This is a genomic window from Acinetobacter lwoffii (assembly GCF_049367455.1).
Taxonomy (GTDB): Bacteria; Pseudomonadota; Gammaproteobacteria; order Pseudomonadales; family Moraxellaceae; genus Acinetobacter; species Acinetobacter lwoffii_W.
Genome location: NZ_JBMPXW010000006.1, coordinates 1 through 9,595, shown reverse-complemented (window position 1 = coordinate 9,595; position 9,595 = coordinate 1). Strand labels below are relative to the sequence as shown.

The 9,595-nt window shown below is 36.4% G+C and carries 9 protein-coding genes and 1 pseudogene; 4 read left to right on the top strand and 6 right to left on the bottom strand.

Annotated elements, in window-relative coordinates:
* Positions 1–114: 114 nt before the first annotated feature.
* Complete coding sequence (locus tag ACO1B7_RS15300; RefSeq protein WP_108091257.1) at positions 115–960, bottom strand: abortive infection family protein; 846 nt, start codon at positions 958–960, stop codon at positions 115–117.
* A 554-nt stretch (positions 961–1,514) separates the two neighbouring features.
* Here ACO1B7_RS15300 and ACO1B7_RS15295 point away from each other — a divergent pair.
* Together ACO1B7_RS15295 and ACO1B7_RS15290 are read left to right on the top strand one after the other, a co-directional pair.
* Positions 1,515–2,360, top strand: coding sequence for a S1 family peptidase (locus ACO1B7_RS15295; protein ID WP_423090352.1), 846 nt, complete (start codon positions 1,515–1,517; stop codon positions 2,358–2,360).
* 393 nt (positions 2,361–2,753) lie between these two features.
* A complete protein-coding gene (locus tag ACO1B7_RS15290) occupies positions 2,754–3,191 on the top strand; it encodes a hypothetical protein (RefSeq protein WP_423090349.1) in 438 nt (145 codons plus the stop codon).
* 271 nt (positions 3,192–3,462) lie between these two features.
* Here the strand turns inward: ACO1B7_RS15290 and ACO1B7_RS15285 are convergent, their stop codons facing one another.
* The 3 genes from ACO1B7_RS15285 to mobQ form a co-directional block, all read right to left on the bottom strand.
* Positions 3,463–4,005 carry a plasmid replication DNA-binding protein gene (locus tag ACO1B7_RS15285; RefSeq protein WP_423090348.1) on the bottom strand — a complete coding sequence of 181 codons (543 nt, stop codon included), beginning with the start codon at positions 4,003–4,005 and terminating at the stop codon, positions 3,463–3,465.
* Between the two features lie 67 nt (positions 4,006–4,072).
* Complete coding sequence (repM, locus tag ACO1B7_RS15280) at positions 4,073–4,996, bottom strand: replication initiation protein RepM (protein ID WP_423090347.1); 924 nt, start codon at positions 4,994–4,996, stop codon at positions 4,073–4,075.
* Positions 4,997–5,532: 536 nt separating this feature from the next.
* Positions 5,533–6,966, bottom strand: coding sequence for a MobQ family relaxase (mobQ, locus tag ACO1B7_RS15275; protein ID WP_423090346.1), 1,434 nt, complete (start codon positions 6,964–6,966; stop codon positions 5,533–5,535).
* A gap of 209 nt (positions 6,967–7,175) precedes the next feature.
* Between mobQ and ACO1B7_RS15270 the strand changes: the two genes are divergently transcribed.
* Positions 7,176–7,457, top strand: a complete 282-nt coding sequence (locus tag ACO1B7_RS15270; RefSeq protein WP_423090345.1) for a mobilization protein — start codon at positions 7,176–7,178, stop codon at positions 7,455–7,457.
* A 29-nt stretch (positions 7,458–7,486) separates the two neighbouring features.
* The gene (locus ACO1B7_RS15265) at positions 7,487–7,678 is read left to right on the top strand and encodes a YqaE/Pmp3 family membrane protein (RefSeq protein WP_032073103.1); all 192 of its coding nucleotides are present in this window, start codon (positions 7,487–7,489) and stop codon (positions 7,676–7,678) included.
* 391 nt (positions 7,679–8,069) lie between these two features.
* Here ACO1B7_RS15265 and ACO1B7_RS15260 read toward each other — a convergent pair whose 3' ends face one another.
* Both ACO1B7_RS15260 and ACO1B7_RS15255 read right to left on the bottom strand, forming a co-directional pair.
* A complete protein-coding gene (locus ACO1B7_RS15260) occupies positions 8,070–8,267 on the bottom strand; it encodes a hypothetical protein (RefSeq protein WP_108091252.1) in 198 nt (65 codons plus the stop codon).
* A 282-nt stretch (positions 8,268–8,549) separates the two neighbouring features.
* Positions 8,550–8,900 (bottom strand): annotated as a pseudogene (locus tag ACO1B7_RS15255) (hypothetical protein); the annotation flags it as partial.
* Positions 8,901–9,595: the final 695 nt, after the last annotated feature.

Below are 9,595 nucleotides of genomic sequence, written 5' to 3'. Positions count from 1 at the left end.
TGTTACTAGGTGCTATATGAAACTAAAAAATTAGGCTCTCTTGTGTCTACGATACTGGGAGCACTCCAAAAGCCCATCATTTATTGGGCTTTTTCTATAAAAACTAAGGGTAAATTATTTCTTTTTAAGATTACCATTTTCTATCTGATAGCTCATTGTATCAAATAAGAAATCTGCAAGTGTTTTCGCTGAATTTACTGCTAGCTTTGCATGGTGTCTACTTGGTTTATACGTTACACCATGTGCATCAGACATTTTATTTCTCATAGTCGCAAGACCATTAATTATATTGGATAACCCTGACAAAACCTGTTTAATTGAGTCAGAAATATCCTGTCTGCTTGGTTCTAGATTTAATAGCTTTCTTACTCGATTAAAAATCTTAACTAGGTCTCCATCATTTCCTTTAGCATTAGGATCTAACTCAGCTTCAATTTTCACACATACTGCTTCAATTAAGCTGCGTGCATTAGTTATGGCCCCTGAGTAATCTTCGGCCTCAATTTTAGCCTTACATTTTTGGATTTGTTCTTCTATAAGAAGTTCACTAAGTTCTTCAGATTTTTCAAATCGCTGCTCAATCTCAATAATAGTTCCAGCTAACTCTCGTACTTTGTAAAAATTTCCATCTCTAACTACTTCATAGCCGTCATAATTTAAAATTTCATTTACTTGAGCAGCGCAGATTTCTACTGAATGCCCCTTAGACGTAAGATCAATCCAAAGCCTAGGGTCAAGCATTTCTCGAATGGCATCTTTTAGTTTAGGCTTACCATTCAGTTCAGAAACTTTTCCTTTTGCATAAATGGCACGGCTTGGAAAACCTTGCCCATAGGTTTCTCTAAACCCCATTTTATTGAAGAATTCTACAAGATCGACACCACGTCTATATGGCCAGCCTTCTAGATCTCCAGCTATATATTCGCCAAGACGTTGAGTAGAGAAGTCAGATAATTTCATTGGTTTAATTCAGTAAATCTAAAATTTATATATTACTAATTATCAATAGATTTTAAACAATAAAAAAACCCCGGCATCCTGCTGGGGTTTTTCGTATTGGTTCGCTCGGTATAACTCCTGTCGTACCTTACAGTCCTTGTGCTTATCTATTGTTATTCTTATATGGAACTTCCTGTTCTCGATGAGTTCATAATAGGAAAATTCCAGTATTCCGGATAGCAGCAAAGAGTAGAGATTGATGTGAGCCAAAGCGTACAAAATAGCCTAAATTTTATCCCCAGCAATTGGGGATAGTTTTGGAACTTGGATCCGTATGAAATGGGCACTGATTGCCAAATTGATCGTTTTTTAACCAATTTTACTGGCAAAATGTTACAGATATGCTTAAAAACTCACCAACTTATTACAAAAGCCAATTTTTGTGCATTTTACGATCAGGGTGAAATTTTTAAGTAATTGATATTTATATTAATATACAAGTGTATTGCGTATAATCACCATTATGTTAAATAGGGACTGCTACACTATACAACTGTTACTTGTAAGGATTAAAAATGAGCTTAGGCATAATGGAAAAACTCACTCATAGTACAGTGAGAATTGAGACAGATCTTCATGGTGGTGGGATATCTACTGGTACAGGCTTTTATATGAATTTTCTCCAAAAAGAAGATACTTGTATTCCTGTAATTGTTACTAATAAGCACGTAGTTGCTAACGCTAATGTTGGTCGATTTCATGTAACAGTTGCTAAGGATGATGGGCTTCCTGATACTGGCAAACATCAACAATTTCAATTCGGGCAATTTGAGCAACAGTGTATAAAACATCCCGATCCAAATATTGATCTTGCAGCTTTTTTAATAGGACCATTACTAAATCAACTGCAACAATCTGGGCAAAAGCTTTTTTATATACCCCTCCAGACAGATCTAATTCCAAAAGATGAGGAGCGTGAGTCCTATTCATCTATGGAAGATATAGTAATGATTGGTTACCCAAATGGAATTTGGGATGCAAAAAACAATCTTCCTGTTATACGAAAAGGTATCACTGCAACGCATCCTAATGTTTCTTGGAATGGTAAGTCTGAATTTTTAACAGATATTGCTAGTTTTCCAGGGTCTAGCGGCTCTCCTGTTTTTTTAGCAAATATTGGGGGATATATGGACAATAAAGGCAATACCTACATGGGGGCCTCTCGTATCCGCCTTTTAGGTATTCATTATGCTGGAGCAATGCATACTGCATCAGGTCAAATACAGATTGTTACCGCACCAACTTCAAATATTCCAGTACCAATTACTCAGATACCAAATAACATTGGTGTAGCTATTAACTCTAAGGAAATTTTTGCTCTTGGAAAAGAAGTTGAACGTTTGGTTGGGGGAAATCTGTAACTAAAATTAAGTTCCCCTAAAATTAACATAATACACCTTATACGAATTCCCAGAGCATGGCTTTCAGCCATGCTTTTGTTTATCAAAATAGTATAGATATATGAATTTTAAGATAAAGAAAAAGCCTTATAGTCTCTCCCGGAACTATAAGGCTTATAAATCGCTGTAATTTTTTTCTTAATTACCTACTTTTTTCTCTATAGGTTATGAATATATTTTACCGATAGGTAAAAAACAAAGATATAAGACAAAAGATGAATATGCTAAGAATTCCGCGTAAAGCCTACTATACTAGTTTCGCATAACTACCATTATGTTAAATGGAGATTCAAAGCTCTTTGCTAAAGTAGGTATAGTAGTAATAATTATTGAGTAAATAAGAGAATTAAGCTAATGAAATACTCAAAAGAAAGAATAGTAAAAGCCCTACTACTTGCTCCATTACCATTACTTTTCTTTGCTGCATTGCTCTTTATCATAATGAATCATGAATATAGCCTCTATTCAATTTTTGTGGTTTTTGTAGGGCATGGGCTTGTTTACTTAGCTTATTGTATTTTGACTGTGCCTTTCAGCTTCATGTTCTCAATTCTTTTAAATCGTTATAGCATCCTTAACCTGCTAACCATCTGTATTAGTGCTCTAATTATTGCTGCACCATTTTTTATTCTTTTTGGATGGAGCCATACAGGAGAAATTTCAAAAGAATGGTGGAAGATGTATACCAATACATGGACTGTTCTTATGGCTCTATTCCCTGGCTTATGTTATTGGCTATTTCTGATTACCTTAAATGATAAAAAATCAAAAAATGTTGAGCAAATGACTTAGAGTGAAATTCTTAAATATGCCTAAAATTAACATAATACACCTTATACGAAACGTGTTATAATTTTCATTAGAAATCAATGCTGTAGTTTCTAGTTGATAGCCCATCTTCCCCAAGGTGGGCTTTTTTATGGCTTTTTCATGTTTCACGCTCAATAAATAAACAATGTTCCACGAGTTTATTCAGTTTTAATAAACATCATCCGGTTTTTTGAGGAGTCATTATTTCAGGTGCTTGCACTGAAATTGGCTCATCAAAAAATTGGAGTCCTGGCTAACCATAGGGAAGGAAAAAACGGCTCAGGAAGCCTCTTTTTTTAGGTTCTGGCTCAACGTGTTCAGGGACAGGGATACGTTTATTGTCTTGTCGAGAGGTAGTCAATCCGTCATAGTTCGATTCAGTCTGTGACCGAGAATCTGTTGCTATATCCTGTTTAGATTTATGATCGGTAAACGTAGTCATATTGGCTTTTGGAGCTTCCAGTAAGCGCTGCATGGCCTCAATCTGTTCTTGATAAAACGATTCACGTTCTAATGATTGATTTTCTCTCTGTATTGCCTGATTTAATTGTTTTTCCAGTATGTCAACTTGACGTTTTAGCGAGTCAACTTCTGTCAAGTTTTGACTATTAGTTGATTGACTTTGGTTGACAGTAGAGTTGTTTTTTTGTGGTTCTCCAAAAACTCTCAAAGCCTCTGTGAAGTCAATTAAACCATCAGATCCTTTTGATAAATTCCCTTTCTTTATATGAGCATAGACAGCCTGTCTAGAATATCCATATAGTTTTGCTAGTTCTGAAACTGACAGTTTTTTCATTATGTAAACCAGTTTTCAAATAGTGTTAATAGTTGATTGTTAACTTTACTATGTCAATTGACATCATTTATTGAAAGCCGACTTTTCGAAGTAATGGCATAAGTTCTTTTAATTTATTTGGCTCTTGTAGCATGGTTACAATCCGTGCAGCAAACTGTTCATAGCTTTCATTACCTTGTGAAAGTTTAGCCATCTCAGGAAGTTCTGATAATTTACTAGCAAATAAATATCGTTGTGCATGTGTCAAATTGATTTTTAACTCTTTGTCCTGACCAATGTCGTTGGCTGTATTTATTGCTGACTTTTTCTGTTTGAAGCTAAATGAAAAACCTGTAATGGATCTACCGGTTTTATGTTGTTCAACTTTGACATTAATATCGGTATGTTCATTTACTTGTTTTAATGCAATGTCCAAAACATATTTCTTAAAATCGTACATCCTTTTGTATTCAGTTTCGAGTACACCTATTTTTTGTCTGAAATCGTAGATAGTTATAAGAGGCGTTTTTCCCGTACTACGCCAAGCAATCAATATTTCATATAAACGAACAGCATAAGCACTCGTTAAATTGCTTATTTGCTGTATCTCATACTTTGTAAATTGTTCTTCTAGCCTAGTTATTAAAGGCACAATAGCGGGAGCAAAAATAAGTCTAACGACAGCCTCATTATCAATATAAGCAACCTCGCTTACCCATCTTGATTTGTGATTAATAACATTACCTTTTTCACTAAGGCTTTGATAACTGAATTGTCTTGCAAATAGGTCATCGCAAGCATCTTTCAAGGCTTGATAAGCAGTATTTCGATGTACACCAAATTGATTGATATAACTTTCAGCATGAACTGTTAATGGATCATTAGCATTGATCCCTTTACCTGATTCCCTGGCCTCAACGATAGCTAAAAGAATTAATCGTTGTTCTACTAGATCAAGGTTATAACTAGCATTAATTAAAGCGTTATCTTTGACAATTAGTTCGGTTTTCATATGAAAAATTTATATTTTTAAGTCAATAAGACGAGGTTATAATATTAACTCGCTTAATGCAAGGTAGACCTCGTTTTAATGCAAGGTAAACCTCGTTTTAATGCAAGGTAAACCTCGTTTTAATGCAAGGTAAACCTCGTTTTATAATCTCTAAAAGCCTTATAAATTCAGCCTTACAGGCTATCTAAAAGCATTTAAAAGCTTAAAAATAATTAAAAGCCCAGGGAATGAAAAATTGCCCTTGGTTTTCGCTTCGCTCAAACTCTATTGAATCTCGCTTTCGCTCGATTCGTCGGGGCAATTTTTGGTTAATATTTCCGTGACTTTGAAAAAAGCAAAAGCAAGATAAAAAGCAGATCGGAATTCGCTTCGCTCATAAGCTTTTTTACTCGCTTCGCTCAGTTTGGGAAGCCAATTTGGAAAGTTCGCACCCATGCGGGATGCTCTGCTATGCAGGTGATGTATGGATAGGGAGCTTGTAATCAGGGAAAGGGATGGGCAAATTTTCTCAGTTCGCTCGTAGACACTCGCTCTGTTTATCGACTCATGCCACGAGATTTCATTTTAGGCGCATGTTGCTGTGCTTTGAGCTGTTCTTGTCTAAGTTTCATCTGCTGTTCGGTTTTGATCTCGTCCACACATTTTTTAATGACCTTGTAGGACTGGTAGAGGGTCTGGTATTGCTTGGCTTTCTCCGGATGCTGCTTTTGGTATTTCTTCCAGGCATGTTCCTGGAAAGCATCGTTTTGCAGTAATTCCTTCACACCATGTTTTTTCTGATGCTCATGTTGGCCTTTTAGTTTTTTGTGTTCCTGGTAAATCGCGTCACGTTGTGCTTCCCAGGCTTTTTTGCCAAACAGCAAGGGCTTGTTCTGGGTTAATTCGTTGTGTTGATCCACCAGACTTTGCAATTTGTCATGACTTTGCTTGAGTCCGCTTTTTACGATCTCCTGGGCAAGCTGCTGATTGAACTCGTTTTGATGTTTGTGCTGATTGATCAGGGTTATTTCGGCTTGTTTAAGATTACGCTGCATGAAATCCAGGTCTAGATTCGCGTCTTTTGCGCTAATTTGGCCTTTGAGCAGTTGAACGAGGGTTTCCCTCTGTTTTTCCTCAAACACGGCTTTTTCGTCAATTGGTGGCGTTTTAGCGCTATGTTCGATTTGAATCTGCTGTTCTTTTTTCTGTTTGCTGAGTTCTATCTCATTTTCAGCAATCAGCATGTCCATATTTTTGCCGTATTGCAGCTGAGCCTGATTTCTGTGTTTGATTTCATCATTGCTTCGGCTGATTTCGGTTTCGATGCCTTGTCTGCGTAGCTCGGTGACTTTCGGTCCTTCGTGCAGCGTCGCTTCCAGACCATTCTCCTGATCTTTGTAGCTGCGGTGATTAACTCGGGCGGTGGATCCGGCCATATCCAGGTGCATATTGCAGATCTCGGCAAAGTGCTCGCGCCAGTGCTCGATTTCTCCACTGTGTTTTTGGTCCAGTTCCCGGGTTTTATCCGTGAAGCCTTCTGGCGTGAGTTTGCGTGTGCTCATCAGGATATGCGCGTGATAATTGCGTTCATCGCTGCCGGATCCGGTATGCGGTGCATGGATACATGCATCAACCGCCACCTGGTGTCTGTCTACAATGCTAGAACATAGATCTTCGAGCATGGCCAGGCGTTGTTCCTGGTTCAATTCACTGGGAAAGGCAATTTCGAATTCCCGGGCGACTGTAGAATTTTTTCGGGTTTCCCGTTGTTCAACTTCGTTCCAGAGTCTTTCCCGGTTTTTTAAATGCTCTGGTGCGCCTTCGGGTAAATAAATCTCTTTATGTTCCACACCGGTTTTTCGGCTGTAATCATGTTCCCGGCCTTCACGTTCACAATAAATCTTTTCACCTGCACGATAGGCGATTGCAGCAGTGGCGGAACGCCCTGCAGATCGTGCTACGGTTTTGACTGAAAAGTGGTAAATCGCCATGCCTGTTTTTCGCTTTTAAATTTTCACGTAGTGAAATACAACCGTGGATACGGTTGTCGGGGTATTGGGGGGACCCCAATCGGACTTGCAAACGAAGTTTGCATAAGTGCACTCTTCGAGGAAAACATTACTATACATATAGCACCTTGAATGCATATTCAAGTGCGCTTATGTTAGGGATGGTTTCCCAGGATGATGGTATTGGATTAATGAGCGTTACTGAAACACTAGACAGCAAAATCAAGGCTCAGGAAGAAAAGCTGAAGCAGCTTAAAGCTCAAAGACAGGCAGCATTGGCAAGAGAACGTGCCAAAGAGAAAGAGCAGGCACGAAAGGATGATACCAGACGTAAAATTTTAATCGGATCCTGCATGCTAAAAATCACCGAAGAGGATGAACAGGCTCGGGCAAAATTGATTATGCAGATGGATAAATATTTAACGGATGAAAGAGATCGTAAGCTGTTTGATCTGCCGATATTTAATTATTGATCTGTTGAAAAGATAAATAGGAATGTGAAATGAGATTGTTGATTGCTTTGATTTTTCCTTGGCTGCTGTTTTTCACGATAGGACGACCATTTGCAGGCATCATTTGTTTGGTACTTCAGATTACAGTTTTAGGTTGGATCCCGGCTGCCATCTGGGCAGTATATGCTTTGTCGCAATATAAGACTGATCAGAAAATTAAAAGAGCAATTCGCTCTTCATAAATAGTTTAATTTTCTGATTTTTAGATCTGATTAATTTTGTGATTTCCATCACACTTATCCATAAGTTAGTGATCGGTTTTGGGGTATTAGGGGTGATTGTTTGATCAATAAGTGATCTAATAAGTCTTATAACAATAACTATAAAACTCCAGAGGGAAAAAAAATTAACCCTCTAATTCTTAGTTAGAAAAAAAATAAAATAAGAATTAGAGGGTTTCATTTTTTATTAAATTCACTCTATTTTTTCCACAAAGCTCTTATCCAATATCGGTATGGGGCTATTTTTTTGAACTTCGTATAAGAGATTTTATGTTAGACAGACGAATGAAAGGCTCATAAACAGGGCCTTTCACATAACGTGTATTATGTTAATTTTAGAAAATTTTAAGAATTAACTCTCAAGTAACTGGCCTATTTCCAACCTACTATATCCTCGCTCTTTTAGTACCAAGACAATAGCTTTTTTATAGTCATCAGAACTGGAAGTCTTATATTTTATGATTAATTGATTCTCTGAATTCAGTTCAAGGGCATTCTTATAGGTTAAGACTTCAGTAGAAATCTTATTAAAAATATTTAGATTAAACATACAGGTACTCTTCATCCTGTTATAGCGGCCCGACTACAACAAATACCTGCCTTAGCTTAGCTAGACACCCTTGGCAACAAGATTCAAATTAAGAAAAGTTCTGCAAGTTTTCAAAAGCTATAAGGATGAATAATCAACTAAAATCATTATTATTTAACATAATGGTGATTACATGAAGTGAGGTCTAACATTTGAACTTCGCATAAGAGATTTTATGTTAAATGAGCAAAAAAAATAGGTAGATGTGTACCTACCTTAAGAATAGAAATGATCGTAATTTTATCAAGCAGCTAGAATATCTAGGATTTTACTTCTTGGTAAAACATACTCTCCATTATCCTGTATTTGGAAAAAATCATTAGCGGCACGAATCAATGTATTGATGTAATCACAATCATCGTGCTTTTCATGCGCTGGTGGGAGCAAAAAAGCTAACAATAAAACTGTTCCCTCTGAACCTAATGTATAAACCATACATAAGTCACTTGTTCCTCGGCGCCTGATGAACCTACGAGGAAAATTATTTTTATCCCATTCTTCGATAGCTTCATCTGTCATAGCTTCCGCATCAAAGATATGAACATGCGCTAGTCCATGTGCTTCCATCACATGCCTTGGATAATCATTGAGAACATCCTTCCCAAATGGCTAGTGGAATGGTTTAGAAAACACTCCACTATAAACATATAATCTTCAAAATCTTTAGCCATCATAGTAAGGATATGCCGATCTTCATCGGTTTTAGCCCCAGCATAATCGCAATCTAAAATTTGAAAATTTTTTGGTAAAAAATTAGGAATCACCACCTCCTGTAGAACTCAAATCAACTCAACAGTATAAGGTGTATTTAAGATTTAGAAATATTTTTTTAAAAAAAAATAGAGCCTATGCTTCTGATGTACTTGGATATTTCATCATGTAAGCGTTTCGAGTATTCATAGAAATTCTTTGGCTTTTTCTCTTGTTAAACCATAAGATTTTCTAGCTACTTTTTTAACTACTTTTTAGATTCAGATATAGACACTATATTTTCTGTTCTCATGAACTCACTATAACCATTTATATAATTTCTATACTCAAACCCAGATCATTATGAATACGAAGATACATTTGGCAGAATCCTTAATGGATGTTTTTGATAAATTATTGATTTTTAATAAAAAAACAATAATTTGTTTTACGGTTGGTTCGCGATTATAAAGCAACCGAATTGATTAAGATAGTTCTTATATTACTCTTGACAGAAAAATATAGTGTAAAAAATTGATACTTGATGGTCATTAGAAGAAGGTTTTTTTATTAATAAGTTGTTAATTTTCATTAATTTA